Raw genomic sequence first — 22,611 nt, 5'->3', positions numbered from 1 at the left:
GTTTGACGAAAAAGAGTGGCCTCCGCCCGGGCGGAGGCCACTCTTTTCGTGAATGTGCGGGGTGAGGGAGCGGGTCAGCGACCGGAGCAGCTCACCGTGGGCAGTGAGTTGGCGCCGGTGAAGCCGGCGGTGAAGCCGAACGTGGTGGTGCCCTCGGGCGCCACCGTGCCGTTCCAGGCCGCGTTGGTCACCGTGACCGTCGCGCCGGAGGTGCTCGCCGTGCCGTTCCACAGTTGGCCGAGCTGCTGACCACTGGGCCAGGTCCAGCTCGCCGTCCAGCCGCCAAAAGTGCGGGAGCTGTGGTTCATGATCATGACCTCGCCCTGGAACCCGCCCGGCCAGGCGGAGACCACCTTGTACACCGCCATGCAGTCACCGGTGTGCGGCGGCGGCGTGGTCGGGGACGGCGGCGGCGTGGTCGGGGACGGCGGCGGCGTGGTCGGGGACGGCGGCGGAGTGGTCGGGGATGGCGGCGGGGTGGTCGGCGTGGGGGACCCGTTCGGGCCGACCCCGGTGACCTCGCCGTTGCCCCCGTCGAAGGTGACGTCCGAGCAGCCGAAGAAGTTCTCCTGGCTGTCCGAGCGCACCCAGCGGGAGTAGATGAGGTGCCGGCCGGACTTGCCGGACGGCAGGGTGCCGCTGAAGTAGTAGTGCCCCTCGTTGGTGCCGGAGGCGCCGCTCTGCGGCGGGTTGGTGACGGTCAGGAAGGGTTGCTCCTCCAGGTCGCTCCAGGCCAGCGGTCGGGTCGGGCTCCAGCTGTCCTTGGTGACGTAGAAGTAGAACGTGCCGGGGTGGTGGGCCCAGTTGCTGTACCGGAAGTCCAGCCGGGCGCCGGCGGTGAGGTGGGTGAGCGGCCAGTCGGTGCGGGCCAGGTCGTAGCCGGCGTACCCGGGGTTGCCGCCGCTGCACAGCTTGCCGTCGGGGATGAAGCCGACGGTCCGGCCGCCGGCGTCCGAGCGCAGCACGCCGAACCAGTTGTAGAGCGAGTTGGCGCCGCTCTGCGCCACCGCGGCGGCGCAGGCGGGGTTGTTCGGCCGGATCTCGCCGGTGCTGCTCAGACCGTCCTTCCAACACAGGTAGGTGCGGGCGCCCGGGTTCATGGCGGCGCCGTGCGCGGCGGCCGGTTCGGGACCGGACGCCAGCGCGACCGCGCCGAGGGCGAGGGTGGCGGCCGCGGTGAGCAACGCGGCCGTACGGGAACGGAGCACGGGACTTCTCCTGATCCGCGGGGCGGCGCGACGGCCGGCCCCGCTCGACGAGCGGATACGGGATCGCGGGCGCACCCTCCGGGTGAGGCGTACGCCGCGGACGGTCCGTCCCACGGACCGCTGCCCTCGCGTCGGCTCCGACTCGTCACCGGTGGCACGGCAGCCTCCGCAGCCCTCCGGCAGCGTCATCACACCACGACACCGGTCGCGGAATCAATAGCAGTCGATCGATGGATTTCGGGTCACCTGTCGGGTCACGCGTCGTGGTCGGCCGTCGCCCCCGCCGCGCGCCCCGTACGGTGTCCTCGACCCGGTGTGCCAACCTGGTGCAACACCGACCGGAGGAGAAGACGTGGGATACGCGGTGGTGCTCGGCGAGGCGCTGGTCGACCTGCTCGACGACGAGTGCGAGGGCCGGCCGGTGTTCCGGCAGGAGATCGGCGGCGGCCCGCTCAACGTCGCCGTCGGGGTCGCCCGGCTCGGCGCGGCGGCGCAGTTCGTCGGTTCGCTCGGCGACGACGTGCTGGCCGACCGGATCCGCGCCTTCCTCGACCAGGCCGGCGTCGGGCTGGCCGGGGCGGTCACCGTGCCGGCGCCCACCACGCTCGCGGTCACCACGCACACCGGCGCGGAGCCGGACTTCCGCTTCTACGGCGAACCGCCGTCGTACGGCCTGATGACCGCCGACGACCTCGACGTCGCCCTGGTGGAGAGCGCCGACGTCCTCTACTGCGGTTCGATCGTGCTGCTGCGCCCGCCGGTGCTGGCGGCCGCCCGCCGGGCCTGGTCGATCGCGCCCGGCCTGCGGGTCTTCGACCCCAACGTGCGGCCCCGGCTGCTCGACGGCCCGACCGCGCTGGCCGACCTGCGGGCGGTGGTGGTCGAGTTCGCCGCCGCCGCGCACCTGGTCAAGCTGAGCGAAGCCGACGCCAAGCTGCTCTGGCCGGACGAGCCGGTGGAGGGCGTCGCGGCGTACCTGCGGGAGGTCGGCGCCGGGACCGTGGTGGTGACCCTCGGCGCGGACGGCGCGCTGGTCGCCGCCGGCCCCGACCCGGTACGGGTGCCCGCGCCGAAGGTCCGGGCGGTGGACGCCACCGGCGCCGGCGACTCGGTGATGGCGGCGCTGGTGGCCGATCTGCTGGTCGACGGCGAGCCGACCGAGCCGGCCGGCTGGGTCGAGCGGGTGGCGTTCGCGCTGCGGGTGGCCGGGCTGGTCTGCGAGTCACCGGGCGGCGCGGTCTCCATGCCCACCCGCGCCGAGGTGCTGCGCCGCTTCACCTCCTGACGCGGCTGCGCGCCACGCCGGCCGCTGCGCGCCGCACCCGCCGGGTGACGCGCGCAGCGGGCCGGCTCGCCGGCGCGCTCAGGCCGTGCCGTCGAGTTCCGCGTAGCCGCGGCGGGCGGCGATCAGCCCCGGTCGGGCGCCGAACGGCGAGTCGGCGGCGACCCGCTCCGGCGGGGCGGCGGCCGTGTGCCCGGCCCGGATCAGCCAGGCCAGCTCGGCCAGCCGGGCGTGCTGCTCCCGGACGAACCCGGCGTCGACCGGCTCGCCGTGCCCCGGCACCACCACCGTGGCCGGGGTGGTCATCCGCAGCAGCTCGGCCACCGTGTCCGGCCACTGCAACGGGTACGAGTCCTCGAAGGCGGGCGGCCCGCCCTGCTCCACCAGGTCACCGGCGACCAGCACGTCGGCGTCCGGCACGTGCACCACCAGGTCCGCGTCGGTGTGCCCGTGCCCGGGGTGGCGCAGCACCACCCGACGGCCCCCGACGTCCAGCACGGTCTCCCGCACCACGGTGTGCGTCGGCGCGAGCAGCACCGTGTCGGCCAGCTCGGCGGCGAGCGCGGGATGCTCCTCCCGGATCTCCCGGTACGCCGCCCGGCGCAGCCGTTCCGGGTCGCGCATCGCGGCGGCGGCGGCCGAGTGCGCGTACACCGGTCGGGGCGGGTCGGCGGCCAGCGCGGCGTTGCCGAAGCAGTGGTCGAAGTGGTGGTGGGTGTTCACCACCGTCCACGGGTGCGGGGTGACCGCCCGGGCCGCCGCCGCCAGTTCGGCCGCCTGGCCGGCGCTGGAGAGGGTGTCCACCAGCAGCGCCGCGCCGTCGCCCACGACCAGGGTGACGTTCACCGCGAGCTCGGGCTCGCGCAGCACGTGCACCCCGTCGGCGACAGGTACGAAGCGGGCGATCACGGCTGTCGCGCCAGACGGTCCAGGAAGCGCCCCCGGTCGACCACCGCGCGCTCCACCCGGCCGCGCGCCACTGTCTCGGCGCCGTCGGTGACCGTCACGTCGAAGGCCAGCCGCCGGCCGTCGACGGCGGCGAGCCGGGCCTGGGCCACCACCGTCCGGCCGACCGGGGTGGCGGCGAGGTGGTCCAGCTCGACCCGGGTGCCCACGCTCGTCGAGCCGGGTGGCATCCGCTCCGCGAGGGCCGCCACGGTGGCCGCCTCGGCCAGCGCCAGCACCCGCGGCGTGCCGAGCACCGGCACGTCGCCGGAGCCCACCGCCCGCGCGGTGTCGTCGTCTGTGACGGTCAGCTCGACCCGGGCGGTGAGCCCGGGCGGCAGCGGGTGCTCCGGCCGATCCTGCATGGACCCAGCCTAGAGCCCCGCCGTCCGGCCGGACCGGCCGCCGCCGAACCGGCGGGCGGTCAGCCGGTGAGTCGCGCCGCGTGCGCGCGGGCGCTCAGCTCCGCGGCGAGCGCCCACGCCTCGGCCAGGTCCCGGTCCTGGGCGGCGGCCCCGGCGCCGCCGGCCGTGTCGGCGTGCACGGTGGCCAGCCGCAGTCGCCGCTGCGCCGGCCCCTGCACCACCCGTACGCTCTGGATCCGGGCGTACGGCACCAGCGCCAACTGGCGGGTGAGCAGCCCGGAGCGGACCGCGAAGACCCGCTCGTGCAGGCCGGCGCCGAGCTTGCGGGCGGCGAGCGGCCGCAGCCAGCGCGCCCGGGCCGGCGGGGGTGTCAACGACAGTGCGCCCAGCCGCACCCCCGGCAGCACCTCGGCGACGATGCGCTCGCCGGTGGGCAGGTCGCCGACGGGCAGCAGTCGGTCCGGCCGGTTCCGGTCGTCCGGCTCGGCGGCGGAGTAGCCGGCCACCTCCAGCCGCAGTCGCAGCCAACCGCGCACCCGCCAGAGCAGCGGCCAGGTCACACCGACCGCCTGCACCCGGTCCAGCGGCACGGTCTGCACCCGGGTCTCCAGCAGGCCGTTGCGGATCCGCAGCCGGTTCTCCTCCCGGGCCAGCCGGAAGTCCCAGTCGTCGAGCACCCGGCGCACCGGTTGCAGGACGATCCCGGCCATCGCGGTCAGCGTGCTGGCCACCGCGATGAACGACCAGGAGCCCTCGGAGAGGAACTGCACCACGACGAAGGCCAGCCCCACCGGCAGCAGGAACGCCTGCGGGGTGAGTAGCTGGCTGACCAGCAGATCCGGGTTGCGTACGGCGTGCAGCGGCACACCCACCGGTTCGGTCGTCGCGGCCGGTACGAGCGGACCCGGCACCCCGGTCCGGTCCGCCCAGGCCGCGCCGCCCTCGCCCGGCCCGGCTTCGGCGGCCCCGGCTGCGCCGTCCTGCGGGGCCGTCCGTCCGGGTGTCCGGCCGGGTGTCCGGCCGGCGACGGCCAGCAGCCGACCGCGCAGCACGGCGGCGTCGGCCACCGAGAGGTACGCCAGCGGCGCCTCGGTCTTGCCGCCGCCGACCACCTCCAGCCGCAGCTCGGCCAGCCCGGTGAGCTGCGCGAGCAGCGGCCGGACCACCTCCACCGCCTGCAACCGCTCCAGCGGGATGGCCCGGGTGCGCCGCCACAGCAGCCCCTCGTGCATCCGCAGCTCGCGCCCCACCACGTGGTAGCCGGTGTTCCACCAGCTGATCACCGCGAGGATCGTGGCGCCCAGGGCCAGCACGGCGACCAGCGCGGCGAACCAGCCGAACCCCACCCGGGACAGCGTCGACCAGGACAGCCCGGCGATCACCACCACCAGGGACTTCGCGCCGTGCAGCACCGGGCTGAGCGGGTGCAGCCGCTGCCGCGGCTCCGGCTGCGGCTGTGGCCCGTGGGCCGCATCGGCCCGCCCCTGCGGCGCCGCCACCGCCGGCTCCATCGGCCCGTGCGTCGCCGCGGTGGGCTCGGTCGGTCCGTGGGGTGCCACCCTCGGCTCGGCCGGCCCGTGCGTCGCCGCTGTGGGCTCGGTCGGCCGGTAGGGCGCCGGCACCGGCTCGGTCGACCGGCTCGGGTCGAGGCCGTCCGGGCCCTCGGTCACAGCCCCTCCGCGCGGTCTTCGCCCAGCGCGGTGAGCCGGTCGCGCAGCCGGGCCGCCTCGGCCGGGCGCAGCCCGGGGACCCGGGCGTCACTGGCCGCGGCGGCGGTGTGCAGCTGGACGGTGGCCAGGTCGAAGGCGCGCTCCAGCGGCCCGGCGCTGACGTCGACGAACTGCATCCGGGCGTACGGCACGATGGACAGCCGCCGCACCAGCAGCCCGTGCCGCACCAGTAGGTCGTTGTCGCGCTCGGCGTACCCCCAGGCCCGGACGGCACGGACGATCGCCGCGGCCCGCCACCCGGCGAGCAGCAGCACCAGGCCGATCCCGGCGCCGAAGAGCCAGTGCCCGCTGAACCCCCAGCCCAGCCCCAGCCCGGCCAGCAGCCCGGCCAGCCCGAGCGTCAGCCGCAGCAGCTCCACCCAGATCAGGTCGCGGGAGATCGGCTGCCACCGGACGGTGTCGGGCCAGGGTTCCAGCGCACTGACCGGGGCCGGTGGGGGCCCGTCGTACGCGTCGTCGTTCACCGGGAAGGTCCGCTGCGCGCGCTCACGCTTCGAGCGTATGCGATCCGGGCAGGGCGGCCACCTCCCGCAGGAAGCCGCGCGCGGCGAGGAAGTCGCCGAGCGTCGGGCGGTGCTCGGGGCAGGCGAGCCAGGTCTTGCGCCGCTGCGGCTCGTGCAGGCGCGGATTGTTCCACCGCAACGCCCACGCGGCGGGGGCGCGGCACCCGCGGGACGAACAGATCGGTGCCTCGTCGGCGGGGGTGGAGTCGGTCACCCGGGGCAGTCTAGGCCGCCGGTGCCGGAAGTTTGAGCGCCGGGCGACCACGGGGGGAGCCGCCCGGCGACGGGATGAATCGTACACGCGCCGGCCCCCTCCCTGTCCACCCTCGTTCAGCGATTCGACGAACCGGACGACGGGCCAGAAATCGGCTTCTCCCCACCTCGACTCACAGCCGGGCATGCGAGTCTTGACACGCACCACGCCGCGACGATCGATCATGCTGTGGAGGACCGGTGGCCCAGCCGACCACACCCGACGCCCCGACCCCGACCCCGACGGCCGCCGAGCCGTCCGCGCCGGTGACCACCCCGGCCCAGGACGCCGGCCTGCTGGAGCGGGCGCTGTTCGAGATCAAACGGGTGATCGTCGGGCAGGACCGGATGGTGGAGCGGATGTTCGTCGCGCTCCTGGCCCGGGGGCACTGCCTGCTGGAAGGGGTCCCCGGGGTGGCCAAGACGCTCGCCGTGGAGACCCTCGCCCGGGTGGTCGGGGGCGAGTTCGCCCGGGTGCAGTTCACCCCGGACCTGGTGCCCGCCGACATCATGGGCACCCGGATCTACCGCCAGTCCAGCGAGAAGTTCGACGTCGAACTGGGCCCGGTCTTCGTCAACTTCCTGCTCGCCGACGAGATCAACCGGGCACCGGCGAAGGTGCAGTCGGCGCTGCTGGAGGTGATGAGCGAGCGGCAGGTCTCCATCGGCGGCGAGTCGCACCGGGTGCCCGACCCGTTCCTGGTGATGGCCACCCAGAACCCGATCGAGCAGGAGGGCGTCTACCCGCTGCCGGAGGCCCAGCGGGACCGCTTCCTGATGAAGATCGTGGTCGGCTACCCCACCGACGCCGAGGAGCGCGAGATCGTCTACCGGATGGGCGTGGCCCCGCCGGAGCCGAACCGGATCTTCACCACCGACGACCTGATCGCCCTGCAGCGCAAGGCCGACCAGGTCTTCGTGCACAACGCGCTGGTCGACTACGCGGTCCGGCTGGTGCTGGCCACCCGCGCCCCGGCCGAGCACGGCATGCCGGACGTGGCCCGGCTGATCCAGTACGGCGCCAGCCCGCGCGCGTCGCTCGGCCTGGTCCGGGCCACCCGGGCGCTGGCCCTGCTGCGCGGCCGGGACTACGCGCTGCCGCAGGACGTGCAGGACATCGCGCCGGACATTCTGCGTCACCGGCTGGTGCTCAGCTACGACGCGCTCGCCGACGACGTGCCCGCCGACCACGTCGTGCACCGGGTGATGTCCACCATCCCGCTGCCCGCGGTGGCCCCTCGCCAGCAGGCGAGCGCGCCGCCACCGGTCAGCGCCCCGCCGGCCGGCTGGCCCGGCCAGCGGCCGTGACCTCACCGGTACGCCCGCCCGACGCCGGCGGCGAGCGGGCCGAGGCGGTGCTCACCCGGCTGCAGCTGCTGGTCACCCGCAAGCTCGACGGGCTGCTCCAGGGCGACTACGCCGGCCTGCTGCCGGGGCCGGGCAGCGAGGCGGGGGAGTCCCGGGAGTACCGCCCCGGCGACGACGTACGCCGGATGGACTGGCCGGTGACCGCCCGCACCACCACGCCGCACGTGCGCCGCACCGTGGCCGACCGGGAACTGGAGACCTGGCTCGCGGTCGACCTCTCGGCCAGCCTGGACTTCGGCACCGGCCGCTGGCTCAAGCGGGAGGTGGTGATCGCGGCGGCGGCCGCGCTGACCCACCTGACGGTGCGCGGCGGCAACCGGATCGGCGCGGTGATCGGCACCGGCCCGGAGGCGCCCGTGCGCGCCGGGCGTCGGCGCCCCGCACCGACGCCGCCCGGGCCGGGGGTGCTGACCCGGGTGCCGGCCCGGTCCGGCCGCCGGGAGGCGCAGGGCCTGCTGCGGGCGCTGGCCGGCACCCCGGTACGCCCCGGCCGCGGCGACCTCGGCGCGCTGGTCGACGCGCTGAACCGGCCGCCGCGCCGGCGTGGCCTGGCCGTGGTGATCTCGGACTTCCTCGCGCCGCCGCAGCAGTGGGGCCGGCCGCTGCGTAAGCTGCGGGTCCGGCACGACGTGCTGGCGATCGAGGTGGTCGACCCGCGTGAGCTGGAGTTGCCCGACGTGGGGGTGCTGCCGGTGGTCGACCCGGAGACCGGCGAGCTGCACGAGGTGCAGACCGCCGATCCGCGGCTGCGCCAGCGGTACGCCGACGGCGCCGCCGCCCAGCGCGCGGCCATCGCCACCGAGCTGCGCGCCGCCGGCGCGGCGCACCTGCGCCTGCGTACCGACCGAGACTGGCTGCTGGACATGGTGCGATTCGTGGCCGCGCAGCGGCACGCCCGCACCCGGGGGACGACGAGATGATCCGCTTTCTGCAACCGTGGTGGCTGCTGGCGCTGCTGCCGGTGCTCGCCCTCGCCGCGTTCTACGTCTGGCGGCAGCGCCGCCGCCGGGCGTACGCCGTCCGGTTCACCAACGTCGACCTGCTGCGCACCCTGGCGCCGAAGGGCCTGGGCTGGCGGCGGCACGCGGCGGCCACCGCTTTCCTGCTGGCCCTGGTGGCGCTGGCCACCGGGATGGCCCGGCCGGCGATGGACACCAGGGAACCGCTGGAGCGGGCGACGGTGATGCTCGCCATCGACGTGTCGCTGTCGATGCAGGCGGACGACGTGGCGCCGAACCGGCTGGAGGCGGCCCAGGAGGCGGCCAAGCAGTTCGTCGGCGAGCTGCCGGCCAGCTACAACCTGGGGCTGGTCTCCTTCGCCAAGGCGGCGAACGTGCTGGTGGCGCCCACCAAGGACCGGGACGCGGTGGTGACCGCGATCAACGGGCTGGTGCTGGCCGAGGCGACCGCCACCGGCGAGGCGGTCTTCACCTGCCTGGAGGCGATCCGGTCGGTGCCCGCCGACGGCGCCGCCGGCATCCCGCCGGCCCGGATCGTGCTGCTCTCCGACGGCTACCGCACCTCGGGCCGGTCGGTGGAGGAGGCCGCCGCGGCGGCTCAGGCGGCCAACGTGCCGGTCTCCACCATCGCGTTCGGCACCGACTCCGGTCAGGTCGACATCGGCGGTCAGCTGCAGCGGGTGCCGGTGGACCGGATGGCGCTGGCCCAGCTGGCCGAGACCACCGAGGGGTACTTCTACGAGGCGGCCTCGGTCGCCGAGCTCAAGCAGGTCTACCAGGACATGGGCTCGTCGATCGGGTTCCGGACCGAGCCGCGGGAGATCACCCAGTGGTACGCCGGGGTGGCGCTGCTGCTCGCGCTCTGCGCGGGCGGGCTCAGTCTGCTGTGGACGTCCCGGATGCTCTGAGGCGGGACACGGGGCCGGCGGCGGTCAGTGACTGCCGCCGGCCAGCACGAACAGGACGGCCACCCAGACGGCGGCGAGGGTGAAGCCCAGCGGGGCGACGTAACGGCTCATGGGAGGCTCCGGTGGCGGCGGGACGGTCCGCTGGCGGGAGTGGACCGCGGGGGGTGATCAGGGCGCGCACACGAAGTCGTGACCGGGGTGCTCCGGCGCGGCCGTTCCGGGGTGTGGGACGGCAGGAACCACCCGGCCCGACGGACGATCCGGGGCCTGCGGCGGTGCGGGGAGCGGGAGCTGGGTCAGCTCGACCGACTGAGTCGTGGCTCAGCGGGGCTGACGGTCGGCCCGGCCACGACTGGGAGGATCGCTATCTCGCACAGCGATCACCTCCTGCGGTCGGCGGGGCCCGTAGCACGCGGGCCGCACGGCGGCCCGCAGACACGATCATCGTACAACGTCCGGTTGCGGGGCGCGGAACCGGACGCCCGGCCCGCGCGCCCGGGCCGCACGGCCCCGTACGCCCCCTGCCGGCACCGCGCCAGCCCCGGTCGGGGCCGCGGTGCGGCGCCGCACCGCTGTTAGCGCTTACCTGCCGGTAACGCCTAGGCTCCGGACCGACCGAGAGATCAGTTGAGCCGAGGGGGAGCAGTGGCCCGTACCGTGCTGGTGACCGGCGGCAACCGGGGGATCGGGCTGGCCATCGCCCGAGCCTTCGCCAAGCAGGGTGACCGGGTCGCGGTGACCAGTCGCAGCGGGGGAGCGCCCGGTGCCGGCGCAGCCGAGCCGGGGTCTGGCGCAGGCGCAGCCGGCGATCAGAACGGCCTGTTCACGGTGCGCTGCGACGTCACCGACGCCGCCTCGGTGGACGCCGCCTTCGCCGCGGTCGAGGCCGAGCTGGGCCCGGTCGAGGTGCTGGTCGCCAACGCCGGCATCACCGACGACACCCTGCTGATGCGGATGTCCGAGGAGCAGTTCACCGGGGTGCTGGACACCAACCTCACCGGCGCGTTCCGGTGCGCCAAGCGCGCCTCGGCCAAGATGCTCCGGGCGAAGTGGGGCCGGATGATCTTCGTCTCCTCGGTGGTCGGCCTCTATGGCGGTGCCGGCCAGGTCAACTACGCCGCCAGCAAGGCCGGCCTGGTCGGGGTGGCCCGCTCGATCACCCGGGAACTGGGCAGCCGCAACATCACCGCGAACGTGGTGGCGCCCGGCTTCATCGACACCGACATGACCGCCGCCCTGCCCGAGCAGCGGCGCGCCGACTACCTCAAGGCCATCCCGGCCGGCCGGTTCGCCGATCCGGAGGAGGTCGCCGGCGTGATCACCTGGCTCGCCTCGGACGCCTCCGGGTACGTGTCCGGCGCCGTGATCCCGGTCGACGGCGGCCTCGGCATGGGTCACTGAGAAGCAAACGGAGGAAACAGCGAAATGTCCGGACTGCTCGCCGGTAAGCGGCTGCTGGTCACCGGCGTCATCACCGACGCCTCGATCGCCTTCTCGGTGGCGAAGCTCGCCCAGGAGAACGGCGCCCAGGTCGTGCTCACCGGCTTCGGCCGGATGTCCCTGGTCGAGCGGATCGCCAAGCGGCTGCCCGAGCCGGCCCCGGTGATCGAGCTGGACGTGACGAACCCGGAGCACCTCGCCGGCCTCGCCGACCGGGTGCGCGAGCACGTCGACGGCCTGGACGGGGTGGTGCACTCGATCGGCTTCGCCCCGCAGAGCTGCCTCGGCGGCGGCTTCCTCGACGCACCCTGGGAGGACGTGGCCACCGCGCTGCAGGTCTCCACGTTCTCCTACAAGTCCCTGGCGATGGCGGCGCTGCCGCTGATGTCCTCGGGCGGCGCGGTGGTCGGCCTGACCTTCGACGCCACCAAGGCCTGGCCGGTGTACGACTGGATGGGCGTGGCCAAGGCCGGGCTGGAATCCGCCTCCCGCTACCTGGCGCTGCACCTGGGCAAGCAGGGCATCCGCAGCAACCTGGTGGCCGCCGGCCCGCTGCGCACCATCGCCGCCAAGTCCATCCCCGGCTTCGACCAGTTCGAGGACGCCTGGGCCGAGCGGGCCCCGCTGGGCTGGAACCTCACCGACCAGGAGCCGGCCGCCCGGGCCTGCCTGGCGCTGCTGTCCGACTGGTTCCCCGCCACCACCGGCGAGATCGTCCACGTCGATGGCGGCTACCACGCGATCGGCTCCTGAGACGGGGCCGAAACCCGCCGGTCGAGGGGGCGTCGCCGGGCTGTCACGGCCGTCGGGGGAGAATGGCGTCATGGCGTACGACGCATTGGTGCTGGTCTCCTTCGGCGGCCCGGAACGGCCGGAGGACGTGCTGCCGTTCCTGCAGAACGTGACCCGGGGTCGGGGCGTGCCGCCCGAGCGGCTCGCCGAGGTCGCGGAGCACTACCTGCACTTCGGCGGCGTCTCCCCGATCAACGAGCAGTGCCGGGAGCTGCTCGCCGCGATCCGGGAGGACTTCGCCGCCAACGGCGTCGAGCTGCCGGTCTACTGGGGCAACCGGAACTGGGACCCGATGCTCGCCGACACCGTGGCGCAGATGCGCGACGACGGGGTCCAGCGGGCGCTCGCCTTCGTCACCAGCGCGTACGGCGGGTACTCCTCCTGCCGGCAGTACCAGGAGGACATCGCCGCCGCCCGGTCCGCCGTCGGCCCGGACGCCCCGGTGATCGAGAAGCTCCGCCAGTTCTGGGACCACCCCGGTTTCGTCGAGCCGCACGCCGACGCGGTACGCGCCGCGCTGGCGCAGCTCGACCCGGCGAAGCGGGACACCACCCGGCTGGTCTTCACCGCGCACTCCATCCCGTCCTCGGCGGCGGCCACCGCCGGCCCGCACGGCGGCCGGTACACCGCGCAGATGGAGGAGACGGCCCGGCTGGTGCACGAGCGCGCCGCCCCCGACCTGCCGTACGACCTGGTCTGGCAGAGCCGCTCCGGGCCGCCGCAGGTGCCGTGGCTGGAGCCGGACATCAACGACCACCTCACCGCCCTCGCCGAGCAGGGGGTGACCAGCGTGGTGGTCAGCCCGATCGGCTTCGTCTCCGACCACCTTGAGGTGGTCTGGGACCTGGACACCGAGGCGCTGGAGACGGCCAAGCAGCTCGGCCTGGACTTCGTCCGGGCGGGCACCCCCGGCACCGACCCGCGCTTCGTCACGATGGTCCGCGAGCTGGTGGCCGAGCGCAGCACGCCGGACGGGCAGCGGCTGCGCCGCCGCCTGGGCGAGCTGCCGATGTGGGACACCTGCCCCACGCCGTGCTGCGTCTCCGCCACCCGCCGGCCCTGAGCCCCCGACACCCCTGGGACGACACGATGCATGACCGCAAGCCGGTGCAGAGCTGGCTCACCGACATGGACGGCGTGCTGGTGCACGAGGGCCAGCCGGTTCCGGGCGCCCCGGAGTTCGTCAACCGGCTCCGCTCGTCCGGCAAGCCGTTCCTGGTGCTGACCAACAACTCCATCTACACGCCGCGCGACCTGCAGGCCCGGCTGACCCGGATGGGCTTCGAGGTGCCCGAGGAGGCGATCTGGACGGCCGCCCTGGCCACCGCCCAGTTCCTCGGCGACCAGCGGCCGGGCGGGACGGCGTACGTGATCGGGGAGGCCGGGCTGACCACCGCCCTGCACGCGGTCGGGTACGTGCTGACCGACTTCGCCCCGGACTACGTGGTGCTGGGGGAGACCCGGACGTACAGCTTCGAGGCGATCACCAAGGCGGTCCGGCTGATCAACGACGGCGCCCGGTTCATCTGCACCAACCCGGACGTCACCGGCCCGTCGGTGGAGGGCGCGCTGCCCGCCGCCGGCTCGGTGGCCGCGATGATCTCCAAGGCGACCGGGGTGGAGCCGTACTTCGTCGGGAAGCCGAACCCGATGATGATGCGCTCCGCGTTGAACACGATCAACGCGCACTCGGAGAGCACCGCGATGATCGGCGACCGGATGGACACCGACATCCTCTGCGGCCTGGAGGCGGGGCTGGAGACCATCCTGGTGCTCACCGGGATCAGCAGCCGGACGGAGGCCGAGCGCTACCCGTACCGGCCGTCGCGGATCGTCGACTCGGTGCTCGACCTGATCGACGAGATCTGACCGGGCACGGCCGGCGGGCCGTCGCAAGCCTGGTCGGCCAAGGCGAGCAGACTGTGCGGAAGTCCGACCCCGGGAGGCGTGGATGATCGCTCAGCCGGTCGTCGAGTGGCCGCGGCCACCGGTCGGCGGTTATACCGCCGACGACCTGGACCGTCTCGCGGACCTTCCGCCGCACACCGAGCTCATCGACGGGAGCCTCGTCTTCGCGAGTCCCCGGAACGCCTTCCACTCTCTGGCGATCGACCTGCTGGGACAGGGGCTGCGGAGGACGGCGCCGACGCACCTGCGAGTGCGCCGGGAGATGTCGGTGACACTCGGCCCCCGGCAGCGGCCGGAGCCGGATCTGCTGGTGGTGCAGGCCCGCGCGGAGACCGGGCCGGATCAGACCTGGTACCCGCCGGAGGCGGTGGAGCTGGTGGTCGAGGTCGTCTCACCGGACTCCGAGGAGCGTGACCGGGAGCGCAAGCCCCAGCTGTACGCCAGGGCGGGGATCAGATACTTCTGGCGGGTGGAGGACGGCTCGGGCGGCGCCATCGTCGTGTACGCCTACGAGCTCGACCCGGCCACCCACGCCTATGCGCTGACCGGCATTTACCACGACCGGCTCACGGTGAGCCTGCCGTTCGCGGTCGACGTGGACCTGACGGAGATCGACCGGCTGTAGCGACGGCGGCGTTACGGGCGCAGCGGGGCGTTGCAGGCGGCCACCAGGGCCTGCCGGCAGGCGGTGGTGAGCGGGCGCAGCGCGGCGTCGCGCTGCTGGGCCTCGTGGTTGTTGATCGCGCCGCCGGGCGCGCTGTGCCCGGCCAGGGCGAGCACCCGGTCCAGCACGGCGGCGCGGGCGAACAGCCGGCGGGCCCGCGGGTCGAAGCCGGGCGGCAGGTCGGTGGCGCCGTCCGGGCGGCGCAGCGCGGCCAGCGCCCCGGCCAGCTCGGGCCGCCACTGGGCCACGTCGAGCCGGGTCAGCGCGGCGGTGGTCTCGGCCAGCGCGGTGGCCAGCTCCGCCTCCGCCTCGGCCGCGCCGGGGCAGGTCAGCGCGGCGGCGGCCGCCCCGGCCGGCAGCGGGTAGCACCGCCAGAGCACCGTCTCCCAGGTCATCCCGGAGCCGGAGGTGTGCGTGCGCACCTCCGGGACCAGCCCGAACGGGCCGGCCACGATCGCCTCGCCGACCAGCAGCGCGGCGCCGGTGAAGTCGCCTGGGCCGGGCAGCCCGCGCGGGTCGCCGGGCGCCGGCAGCACCAGCCGGATCTCGTCGGGGGAGAGCTTGGCCAGGGCGGGCAGCGCGTCCCGTAGCGGCACGTCGGTCCAGGTGCCGGGGGCGTCGGCGACCAGGTGCTCCTCGTCGCCGGCGATGGACTCGGCGACCTCGTCGAAGGGCACCAGCCCGGCGCGCCAGGCGCGCACCCAGGCGACGAACCGGCTCGACCGGCGCGGGGTCAGGGTGGCCGCGCCCGCTGCGGGGGAGGACATGCGGAAAGGGTACGTGGTCCCGGGCGACCCTGTCTCGACTGCCGCCCCGGCCGCGCGTCCTGCCCCGAAGTGCCCCTTTCGCCCCATCCCGGCCCGGATCGGGCCGGGCGGCGCCCCCGGTGCGGGACAGCCACGTTCGCCTCCTCGGCCCCCTCGGCGGGGCGTCCGGCGGCGCGTCGGCGGGCGGCCCGGCGGGCCCGGCGCTAGCGTGATCCACATGGCGGGGCGATACGTGAAGGACGTGCTGGCGGGGGACTGGCGGCGGCGGAAGGTCACCCCGGAGGTGGACGCCGAGCCCGACCTGGTGGTCGAGGACGCCGACTCCGGCTTCTGCGGGGCGGTGGTCGGCTTCGAGTCCGGCGCGGTGGTGCTGGAGGACCGGCACGGCCGGCGACGCAACTTCCCGCTGCTGCCCGCCGCGTTCCTGCTCGACGGGCGCCCGGTGACCCTGCGCCGGCCGGTGCGGGCCCCGGTGCCGGCGGCCCGGCGGCGCACCGCGTCCGGCTCGGTCGCGGTGGAGAACGTCCGCGCCCAGGTCGCCAAGGCCAGCCGGATCTGGGTGGAGGGCGTGCACGACGCCGCCCTGGTGGAGCGGATCTGGGGCGACGACCTGCGGATCGAGGGCGTGGTGGTGGAACCGCTGAGCGGCATCGACGATCTGGACGCCGAGGTCCGCGACTTCGCCCCCGGCCCGGGTCGGCGGCTGGGGGTGCTCGTCGACCACCTGGTGCCCGGCTCCAAGGAGAGCCGGATCGTGGCCCGGGTGAACTCCCCGCACGTGCTGGTCACCGGGCATCCGTACGTCGACGTCTGGCAGGCGGTGAAGCCGCGCGCGCTGGGCATCGCGGCCTGGCCGGTGGTGCCGCCCGGCCGGCCGTGGAAGGAGGGCGTCTGCGCGGCCCTCGGGGTGGCCGAGCCGGCGGACATGTGGCGACACATCCTGTCCCGGGTGGACAGCTTCGCCGACGTCGAGACGCCGCTGATCAACGCAATGGAGCGGTTGATCGACTTCGTCACCGAGCCCGTGTAGTGGTTGCGGTGGGGCCGGTCAGGGTTGCTGGTCGGGGGTTCGGGTGAAGAGGAAGGTGCCGATGTCGAGGGCGGTCGGGTGGCCCTGGTCGTCGCGCAGCACCCGCAGCAGCTCGCCGTGCTGGCCGCCGGAGCGGCCCCGGAAGCGGTCCGGCGCCTCGGGCGCGAACCGCAGCGTCGGCTGACCGACCGGGCCGCCGACCAGGTCCGCGCCGTCGGGCCGGAACTCGTACTCGATGCCCATCCACCACCAGCGGCCGGTGAGCTCGGCCAGCTCCGCCGACGGTGGCGCCGGGGCGGGACGCCAGGCCGGCGGTGGGGTCGGCTCGGCGTCCAGCACCTGGGTGAGCACCTGCCGGCCCAGCCCGCCGATGTGGTGGCCGCCGCGCAGCCCGTACGAGTTGGCGAAGGCCACCGTGGCGGTGCGGGTGGGCCGGTGCACGGCCAGGCCCGCGACGTACCCGGGCATCGAGCCGCCGTGCCCGACGTACACCCGGTCGCCGTCGCGGTAGAGCTCGATGCCGAGGCCGTGCCCGCCGGTCCAGGAGTCGAGGTCGTTGATCGCCACCGGCACGCACATCTCGGTGAGCGTGTCGGGGGCGAGCACGGCCGGGTCCGGGTCGGCCAGGAACCCGGCCCAACGGGCGAGGTCGGTGGCGGTCGACCAGAGCTGCCCGGCCGGCGCCATCGCGCGGGTGTCCGGCAGCGGCTCCTCGCGCAGCGTCCCGTGGAAGGGGTGGACGACGTAGCCGCGGGCGAACGGCTCGGTGGCGTGGTACGTGGTGCGGCGCAGCCCGAGCGGTTCCAGCACCCGCTCGCGCAGCAGCGCGAACCACGGCGTCCCGGTGACCGCCTCCAGCACCCCGCCGAGCAGCCCGTACGCCAGGTTCGAGTAGTGGTAGACCCGGTGCGGCGGGAAGGCGATCTTCTCCGGCGTCAGCCCGGCGAGCAGGGCGGGCAGGTCGTCGGCCCCGACGCGCTCCCACCAGTCGCCGTCCGGCTCGCGTTGCAGCCCGCTCGCGTGCCCGAGCAGTTGGCGCAGGGTGAGCGCGCCGACCGGGGTGCCGGGCAGGTGCCGCTCCAGCGGGTCGTCCAGCGCCAGCCGGCCGGCGTCGCGCTGCTGCAGCACCAGGACGGCGGTCATCGTCTTGCTGATCGAGCCGAGCCGGTACTGCAGGTCTGCGTCGGGGCGGGGATGGTCGCCGGCCGTCGCCAGGTGCACGAGCGCGCCGTCGCGGACCACACCGACGGTCAGCGACGGGGTGCGGCCCTCGGCCTGCGCCCGGGCGACTCTCAGGTCGACCGCGCGAACGGTCTCCGGCAGCAGCGGCACGGTGGTCCTCCTCGCTTCGGCGGTGTCGCACCGAGCCTACTGATCATGACAGTTCGATGACACGTGCGTCGGCGTGCCACAGTTGAGGGGTGGACGCCGTGGTGTGGCTCGTGGTGGGTGTGGTGCTGGCGGTCGCCGAGATCTTCACGACGACGCTGTTCCTGATCATGTTCGCCGCCGGCGCGTTCGCCGCCGCCGGCGCTGCCGCCCTCGGGGCGCCGGTGGCCCTGCAGGCGGTGGTCTTCGCCGTGGTGTCGGCGCTGTCGGTGGCGCTCGCCCGGCCCACGATCAAGCGGCACGCGCTCGGTTCGTCGCAGACGGGCGAGCAGCCGTTCGGCGTCGAGGCGTTGGAGGGGTCCACGGCACTGGTGCTGGAGCGGGTGGACGCCGAGCATGGCCTGATCAAGCTCGACGGCGAGCTGTGGAGCGCCCGCCCGTACGACGCCACGCAGGCCTTCGACCCGGGTGCGCGGGTTCAGGTGATCAAGGTCCGGGGTGCCACCGCCCTGGTCTGGCAGGACGACATTTCCTCCCCCGGCGAGCTGCCGGAAGCGAAAAGGTGACGATATGGAGTTTGCAGCGATCCTTCTGATAGCCGTGGCGGTCATCGTCGTGGTGACCCTGCTGCGGGCGGTGCGGATCGTGCCGCAGCAGCGGCAGGACGTGGTGGAGCGGCTCGGCAAGTACAAGCGCACCCTGAACCCGGGCCTGAACCTGCTGGTCCCGTTCGTGGACGCGGTGCGCAGCAAGGTGGACATGCGCGAGCAGGTGGTCAGCTTCCCGCCGCAGCCGGTGATCACCTCGGACAACCTGGTCGTGTCGATCGACACGGTCCTCTACTACAAGGTCGTCGACGCGGTCCGGGCCACCTACGAGATCGCGAACTTCATCCAGGCCATCGAGCAGCTCACCGTCACCACCTTGCGTAACGTGATCGGCTCGCTGGATCTGGAGCGGGCGCTGACCAGCCGCGAGGAGATCAACCGGCACCTCTCCGGGGTGCTGGACGAGACCACCGGCCGGTGGGGCATCAAGGTCACCCGGGTGGAGATCAAGGCGATCGAGCCGCCGGCCAGCATCCGGGACTCGATGGAGAAGCAGATGCGCGCCGAGCGGGACCGCCGGGCGGCGATCCTCACCGCCGAGGGGCACAAGCAGTCGGTGATCCTCACCGCCGAGGGTGACAAGCAGTCCGCGGTGCTGCGCGCCGACGGTGACCGGCAGGCCCGGATCCTCCAGGCGGAGGGCCAGGCCAAGGCGATCCGGACGGTATTCGACGCGATCCACACCTCGAACCCGAGCCAGAAGGTGCTGGCCTACCAGTACCTTCAGGCGCTGCCGCAGATCGCCAACGGCACCGCGAACAAGGTCTGGATCATCCCGACCGAGCTGACCAAGGCCTTGGAGGGCATGGGCGGGGCGCTCGGTGGGCTGGCCGGGATGGTCGGCGACCAGCCCGCGCCGGAGGCCGCCGACCACGCGGCGCAGGTCGAGCGCGAGGCCGCCGAGTCGGCCCGGGCCGCGGCGTCCGCCGCCCAGGAGATCCACGACGAGGTACGCATCGCCGAGGCGCAGGCCACCGGCGGCAACAAGCCGCAGGGGCTGCCCGCGCCGGAGCCGGTCTCCCCGGACAGCCTGCTGGCCGACCCGGCGCAGGAGCGCGAGCGGGCCTGACCCGAGCGCCGTTCCGCGGGCGGGGCGGCAAATGCGAGAAACACTCATGCGGCGCCCCGGTGCCTGCCACGATCGGTCTGAGGACGGGTGGTGGCCAGGAGCCGGGGCGCCGGTGCGTCCCGCGCCGCCCGTCGGATGCGAACGAGGTGGATGCATGAAGGACCCGGCGAACAGCCTGTTCTCCCGTACCCCGGTCCCCGGCGCGCACGACCCGGCCGGGCCGCTGGGCACCCGGCGTACCGGTGGGGGTTTCGGGGTGTTGCCCTTCGTCGGCGACCCCGGGCCGGCGGCGCCCGCCACCGACGCGAGCTGGGCCTTCTCGCTGCGGCGCTTCGCCCGCGCCGCGGTCTGGCTGCTCCCGGCGTACGCGGTCTGCTACGGCGTGGTGGCGATGGCCAGCGACGGCGGGGTGGGCAACGACCCGTACCCGGCCGACGGGCGGCAGCTCTACCTGATCGGCTGGGTGGCCGCGGTCTGGCTGGGACTGCTCGCCCTGCTCGCGCTGACCGGGCTGCTGGCCGCCACCCGCAGCCGCCGGGTGGCGGTGGCCGGGCTGCTGGCCAGCCTCGGCGGCACCGTGCTGATGCTGCCGTTCGCCGGGCTGGCCCAGGCGACCCCGGTCTTCGGCACCACGGCCCGGACGATGGTGCTGGTCGGAGCGGTCGGCTACACCGCCGGCTGGCTGCTGATCGGCTGGTCGGTGGCCCGGTCGGGGATGTTCGCCATCGGGGACGGCGTGATGCTGATGATCGCCGCGCCGCTGCTCGGCATCGGTGGCGCGCTGATCGGCTCGCTGCAGACCTTCGGCGCGATCTTCGTGCTGATCGCCGGCATCGGCATCGGCTACCGCTCCGGCCGCCTGGTGCCGGCCACCATCGCCCGCGACGCCGCCACGGCCAGCCTCGCCGGAACTCCCACCCCGGCCCCTGGCCAGGGCCCCCAAGGCCCCCTCCCCGCCGCCTGACCCCGCACGCGCCTCCAGCGGCCCGCTGACCGTTGATCAAGGAGTTTGCGTCTGCCGGCCGCCGGATTCTGACGCAAACCTCTTGATCAACCCAACCAGGGCGGGAGGGGGCGGCGGGGGACGGAGGGGAGGGAGGGGACGGAGGGGACGGGGAGGGGGTGGGGCGGGGAAGTTGCTGGCAGGTCACGGTGAGTTAGCTGACAATCGCTCGTCGGGGTGGCCCACTGCCGCCTCCGCTGGCAATCCTGGATGGCATGCCCCGACCCCGGACGCCGCTGTCGCGGCTCTTCACCGTGCTGCTCGCCGGACTGCTGGCCGGCCTGGTTGTCGCGGTCGCCGCGCTGCCGGGCAATCTGCTCGCCGGAGCCGCCACCAAGGCGGCCTTCGGGGCGTTCGACGACCTGCCGGCGGCGCTGCGCACCCCGGCCACCCCGCAGCGCTCCTACCTCTACGCCAACGACGGGAAGACGCTGCTCACCACGTTCTACGACGTGAACCGCACCGACGTGCCGCTGGCCGAGATCGCCCCGGTGATGCGCCAGGCGATCGTCGCCGCGGAGGACCGGCGCTTCTACTCGCACGGCGGCGCCGACCTGCGCGGCATGGCCCGCGCCCTGGTCGCGAACGTGACCGGCGGCGGCACCTCGCAGGGTGGCTCGACGCTGACCATGCAGTACGTCCGCAACGTGCTCAAGACCGACCCCAGCCGCACCGCCGAGCAACGCCAGGCGGCCACCGACCAGAACATCGGGCGCAAGCTCCAGGAGATCCGGTACGCCACGGAGCTGGAGAAGACCCTCAGCAAGGACGAGATCCTCAACCGCTACCTGAACATCGCCTACTTCGGCTCCGGCGCGTACGGGATCGCGGCGGCCAGCCAGCGCTACTTCGGCAAGGCGCCGGCCCAGCTGACCCTCGGCGAGGCCGCCCTGCTCGCCGGCCTGGTGCAGTCCCCCGACCAGTACAGCCCGCTCGACGGTGACAGGGACGCCGCGCTGGCCCGGCGCGGGTACGTGCTGGACTCGATGGTCGACACCGGCGCGATCACGGCCGCCCAGGCCGCCGCGGCGAAGGCCGAGAAGCTGACCCTTAAGCCGACCGCGCAGCCCAACGGGTGCACCGCCACCGCCACCGCCGACGCCGGCTTCTTCTGCGACTACCTGCGCCGCTGGTGGCTGCAGCAGCCCGCCTTCGGCGCCACCGCGCAGGAGCGCGAGCAGGCGCTGCGCCGCGGCGGCTACACCGTGGTCACCTCGCTCGACCCGGCCGTGCAGGCCACCGCGGTCAAGGAGGCCCGCAAGGTGTACGCCGACGGCGACCAGCGCGCCCTGCCGATCGCGGCCGTCGAGCCGGGCACCGGCAAGGTCCTCGCGATGGCCGTCAACCGGCAGTACGGCGTGGGCAAGGGCGAGACCGTCAACCCGCTGATCTCCGGCGGCGGCAGCGTCGAGGGCTACCAGGCCGGCTCGACCTTCAAGCTGTTCACCATGCTCGCCGCGCTGGAGTCCGGGAAGACCCTCTCCACCGGCTTCGACGCCCCCAGCAAGCTGCCCACCCGCTACCCCGCGGGAGAGGGCGACGAGGGCAGCTGCGACGGCAAGTGGTGCCCGGCCAACGCCAACCCGGAGCGGATGGACGGCTACCGGATGATGTGGGACGGCTTCGGCCGCTCGGTCAACACCTACTTCGTCTGGCTCGCCGAGCAGGTCGGCGAGGACAAGGTGGTGGAGATGGCGCAGCGCCTCGGCATCACCTTCCGCTCCCAGGCGGACGCCGACTTCGCCAAGAACAACGCCGCGAACTGGGGCGCCTTCACCCTGGGCGTGGCCGCCACCACCCCGCTCGACCTGGCCAACGCGTACGCCACGGTGGCCGCCGAGGGGACGTACTGCGCCCCGACGCCGGTGGTGTCGGTGACCGGCCCGGACGGCGCCAAGGTGCCGGTCGGCCAGCCGTCGTGCAAGCGGGTGCTGAGCGAGGACGTGGCCCGGGCCGCCACCGACGCCGCCCGCTGCCCGGTGGGGCAGCAGTCCGCGTACGGGCAGTGCAACGGCGGTACGGCCGGCGGCGTGGACCGCCTGGTGGGCCGCCCGGTCGCCGGCAAGACCGGCAGCTCGGAGCAGAACGCCACCGAGACCTTCGTCGGATTCACCCCGCAGGTGGCGGTCGCCGGCATCGCCGCCAACCCGGACGACCCGAGCGACGCCGTCGGCGCTGCCGTGCAGGGGCAGGTGATCACCGCCGTGGCCCGGACCATCGCGACCGCGGTGGACGGCCTGCCGGTGCGGGACTTCACCGCGCCCAGCCGGGAGATCGCCGGCGACCCGCGCCGCCCCGAGCCGCCGCGCCCGTCGCCCCGCCCGACCGAGCCGCCGCAGCCGCAGCAGGACCAGGGCCTGCCGTCGGACCTGCTGCGCTGGCTGCAGAACCGCCGCGGCTGAGCCGTCGTGAGGAGGGCCCTTGTCGACCGACGTCGGTCGACAAGGGCCCCTCTGCGTCGCTGGTCGTGTGCCGGCCGGC

Annotated in this window: 22 protein-coding genes; 14 read left to right on the top strand and 8 right to left on the bottom strand. The window is 74.4% G+C overall.

Features of this window, described 5'->3' with window-relative positions; translation table 11 throughout:
* Window positions 1-74 precede the first annotated feature (74 nt).
* Entirely contained in the window at window positions 75-1,208 is a 1,134-nt protein-coding gene (locus ACFY3U_RS14665; RefSeq protein ID WP_387200588.1) for a lytic polysaccharide monooxygenase, read from the bottom strand.
* A gap of 352 nt (window positions 1,209-1,560) precedes the next feature.
* On the opposite strand from ACFY3U_RS14665, the gene ACFY3U_RS14660 reads away from it, so the two are divergent.
* Window positions 1,561-2,493, top strand: coding sequence for a carbohydrate kinase (locus tag ACFY3U_RS14660; protein ID WP_387200584.1), 933 nt, complete (start codon window positions 1,561-1,563; stop codon window positions 2,491-2,493).
* A gap of 78 nt (window positions 2,494-2,571) precedes the next feature.
* On the opposite strand, the gene ACFY3U_RS14655 is transcribed toward ACFY3U_RS14660, so the two are convergent.
* The 5 genes from ACFY3U_RS14655 to ACFY3U_RS14635 all read right to left on the bottom strand — a co-directional run bounded on the left by ACFY3U_RS14655 (window position 2,572) and on the right by ACFY3U_RS14635 (window position 6,247).
* On the bottom strand, window positions 2,572-3,399 hold the full coding sequence (locus ACFY3U_RS14655) for an MBL fold metallo-hydrolase (RefSeq protein ID WP_387200581.1): 828 nt from the start codon (window positions 3,397-3,399) through the stop codon (window positions 2,572-2,574).
* Entirely contained in the window at window positions 3,396-3,800 is a 405-nt protein-coding gene (locus ACFY3U_RS14650) for a thioesterase family protein (RefSeq protein WP_387200579.1), read from the bottom strand. The genes ACFY3U_RS14655 and ACFY3U_RS14650 overlap by 4 nt, the downstream gene beginning before the upstream one ends.
* Window positions 3,801-3,859: 59 nt before the next feature.
* The gene (locus tag ACFY3U_RS14645) at window positions 3,860-5,311 is read right to left on the bottom strand and encodes a PH domain-containing protein (RefSeq protein ID WP_387200659.1); all 1,452 of its coding nucleotides are present in this window, start codon (window positions 5,309-5,311) and stop codon (window positions 3,860-3,862) included.
* 155 nt (window positions 5,312-5,466) lie between these two features.
* A complete protein-coding gene (locus tag ACFY3U_RS14640) occupies window positions 5,467-5,994 on the bottom strand; it encodes a PH domain-containing protein (protein ID WP_387200577.1) in 528 nt (175 codons plus the stop codon).
* Between the two features lie 22 nt (window positions 5,995-6,016).
* Window positions 6,017-6,247 (bottom strand): hypothetical protein, encoded by a 231-nt coding sequence (locus tag ACFY3U_RS14635; RefSeq protein ID WP_387200575.1) that lies wholly within the window; start codon window positions 6,245-6,247, stop codon window positions 6,017-6,019.
* Window positions 6,248-6,486: 239 nt separating this feature from the next.
* Here ACFY3U_RS14635 and ACFY3U_RS14630 point away from each other — a divergent pair, with 239 nt between their 5' ends.
* The 8 genes from ACFY3U_RS14630 to ACFY3U_RS14595 all read left to right on the top strand — a co-directional run bounded on the left by ACFY3U_RS14630 (window position 6,487) and on the right by ACFY3U_RS14595 (window position 14,285).
* Window positions 6,487-7,593: an AAA family ATPase gene (locus ACFY3U_RS14630; RefSeq protein WP_387200573.1), complete on the top strand. Its 1,107-nt coding sequence runs from the start codon at window positions 6,487-6,489 to the stop codon at window positions 7,591-7,593.
* Window positions 7,572-8,573 (top strand): DUF58 domain-containing protein, encoded by a 1,002-nt coding sequence (locus ACFY3U_RS14625; protein WP_387200656.1) that lies wholly within the window; start codon window positions 7,572-7,574, stop codon window positions 8,571-8,573. Before ACFY3U_RS14630 ends, ACFY3U_RS14625 begins: the two co-directional genes overlap by 22 nt.
* On the top strand, window positions 8,570-9,520 hold the full coding sequence (locus ACFY3U_RS14620; RefSeq protein ID WP_387200571.1) for a VWA domain-containing protein: 951 nt from the start codon (window positions 8,570-8,572) through the stop codon (window positions 9,518-9,520). The genes ACFY3U_RS14625 and ACFY3U_RS14620 overlap by 4 nt, the downstream gene beginning before the upstream one ends.
* A gap of 645 nt (window positions 9,521-10,165) precedes the next feature.
* A complete protein-coding gene (gene fabG / locus ACFY3U_RS14615; protein ID WP_387200568.1) occupies window positions 10,166-10,921 on the top strand; it encodes a 3-oxoacyl-ACP reductase FabG in 756 nt (251 codons plus the stop codon).
* A gap of 24 nt (window positions 10,922-10,945) precedes the next feature.
* On the top strand, window positions 10,946-11,713 hold the full coding sequence (gene fabI, locus ACFY3U_RS14610) for an enoyl-ACP reductase FabI (RefSeq protein WP_387200564.1): 768 nt from the start codon (window positions 10,946-10,948) through the stop codon (window positions 11,711-11,713).
* A gap of 70 nt (window positions 11,714-11,783) precedes the next feature.
* Window positions 11,784-12,815: a ferrochelatase gene (locus ACFY3U_RS14605; RefSeq protein WP_387200561.1), complete on the top strand. Its 1,032-nt coding sequence runs from the start codon at window positions 11,784-11,786 to the stop codon at window positions 12,813-12,815.
* Window positions 12,764-13,621, top strand: coding sequence for an HAD-IIA family hydrolase (locus ACFY3U_RS14600; RefSeq protein ID WP_387200559.1), 858 nt, complete (start codon window positions 12,764-12,766; stop codon window positions 13,619-13,621). Before ACFY3U_RS14605 ends, ACFY3U_RS14600 begins: the two co-directional genes overlap by 52 nt.
* 82 nt (window positions 13,622-13,703) lie before the next feature.
* Complete coding sequence (locus ACFY3U_RS14595) at window positions 13,704-14,285, top strand: Uma2 family endonuclease (RefSeq protein ID WP_387200556.1); 582 nt, start codon at window positions 13,704-13,706, stop codon at window positions 14,283-14,285.
* Between the two features lie 11 nt (window positions 14,286-14,296).
* Here ACFY3U_RS14595 and ACFY3U_RS14590 read toward each other — a convergent pair whose 3' ends face one another.
* Window positions 14,297-15,091, bottom strand: a complete 795-nt coding sequence (locus ACFY3U_RS14590; protein ID WP_387200552.1) for a hypothetical protein — start codon at window positions 15,089-15,091, stop codon at window positions 14,297-14,299.
* Window positions 15,092-15,308: 217 nt separating this feature from the next.
* On the opposite strand from ACFY3U_RS14590, the gene ACFY3U_RS14585 reads away from it, so the two are divergent.
* Window positions 15,309-16,121: a DUF3097 domain-containing protein gene (locus tag ACFY3U_RS14585; protein WP_387200549.1), complete on the top strand. Its 813-nt coding sequence runs from the start codon at window positions 15,309-15,311 to the stop codon at window positions 16,119-16,121.
* 18 nt (window positions 16,122-16,139) lie between these two features.
* Here the strand turns inward: ACFY3U_RS14585 and ACFY3U_RS14580 are convergent, their stop codons facing one another.
* Window positions 16,140-17,453, bottom strand: a complete 1,314-nt coding sequence (locus tag ACFY3U_RS14580; protein ID WP_387200547.1) for a serine hydrolase domain-containing protein — start codon at window positions 17,451-17,453, stop codon at window positions 16,140-16,142.
* An 89-nt stretch (window positions 17,454-17,542) separates the two neighbouring features.
* On the opposite strand from ACFY3U_RS14580, the gene ACFY3U_RS14575 reads away from it, so the two are divergent.
* From ACFY3U_RS14575 to ACFY3U_RS14560, 4 genes are all read left to right on the top strand, one after another.
* Window positions 17,543-18,016 (top strand): NfeD family protein, encoded by a 474-nt coding sequence (locus tag ACFY3U_RS14575; RefSeq protein WP_387200544.1) that lies wholly within the window; start codon window positions 17,543-17,545, stop codon window positions 18,014-18,016.
* A gap of 4 nt (window positions 18,017-18,020) precedes the next feature.
* Entirely contained in the window at window positions 18,021-19,127 is a 1,107-nt protein-coding gene (locus ACFY3U_RS14570) for an SPFH domain-containing protein (protein ID WP_387200541.1), read from the top strand.
* Between the two features lie 154 nt (window positions 19,128-19,281).
* Window positions 19,282-20,091 (top strand): hypothetical protein, encoded by an 810-nt coding sequence (locus ACFY3U_RS14565; RefSeq protein WP_387200538.1) that lies wholly within the window; start codon window positions 19,282-19,284, stop codon window positions 20,089-20,091.
* 254 nt (window positions 20,092-20,345) lie between these two features.
* Window positions 20,346-22,532, top strand: a complete 2,187-nt coding sequence (locus tag ACFY3U_RS14560) for a transglycosylase domain-containing protein (protein WP_387200536.1) — start codon at window positions 20,346-20,348, stop codon at window positions 22,530-22,532.
* The last annotated feature ends 79 nt before the right edge of the window (window positions 22,533-22,611 follow it).

The sequence above is a fragment of the Micromonospora sp. NPDC000089 genome (assembly GCF_042899365.1).
Taxonomy (GTDB): Bacteria; Actinomycetota; Actinomycetes; order Mycobacteriales; family Micromonosporaceae; genus Micromonospora.
Note: the sequence above shows the minus strand (reverse complement) of the source record. Positions and strands in the feature narration are given on the sequence as shown.

Bases quoted from the DNA above. Each gene is read 5' to 3' on its own strand.
- ACFY3U_RS14620 (WP_387200571.1), top strand. From the start codon at position 8,570: ATGATCCGCTTTCTGCAACCGTGGTGGCTGCTGGCGCTGCTGCCGGTG.
- fabI (WP_387200564.1), top strand. From the start codon at position 10,946: ATGTCCGGACTGCTCGCCGGTAAGCGGCTGCTGGTCACCGGCGTCATC.
- ACFY3U_RS14595 (WP_387200556.1), top strand. From the start codon at position 13,704: ATGATCGCTCAGCCGGTCGTCGAGTGGCCGCGGCCACCGGTCGGCGGT.
- ACFY3U_RS14590 (WP_387200552.1), bottom strand. From the start codon at position 15,091: ATGTCCTCCCCCGCAGCGGGCGCGGCCACCCTGACCCCGCGCCGGTCG.
- ACFY3U_RS14585 (WP_387200549.1), top strand. From the start codon at position 15,309: ATGGCGGGGCGATACGTGAAGGACGTGCTGGCGGGGGACTGGCGGCGG.
- ACFY3U_RS14570 (WP_387200541.1), top strand. From the start codon at position 18,021: ATGGAGTTTGCAGCGATCCTTCTGATAGCCGTGGCGGTCATCGTCGTG.
- ACFY3U_RS14565 (WP_387200538.1), top strand. From the start codon at position 19,282: ATGAAGGACCCGGCGAACAGCCTGTTCTCCCGTACCCCGGTCCCCGGC.
- ACFY3U_RS14605 (WP_387200561.1), top strand. From the start codon at position 11,784: ATGGCGTACGACGCATTGGTGCTGGTCTCCTTCGGCGGCCCGGAACGG.
- ACFY3U_RS14645 (WP_387200659.1), bottom strand. From the start codon at position 5,311: ATGGAGCCGGCGGTGGCGGCGCCGCAGGGGCGGGCCGATGCGGCCCAC.
- ACFY3U_RS14560 (WP_387200536.1), top strand. From the start codon at position 20,346: ATGCCCCGACCCCGGACGCCGCTGTCGCGGCTCTTCACCGTGCTGCTC.
- ACFY3U_RS14650 (WP_387200579.1), bottom strand. From the start codon at position 3,800: ATGCAGGATCGGCCGGAGCACCCGCTGCCGCCCGGGCTCACCGCCCGG.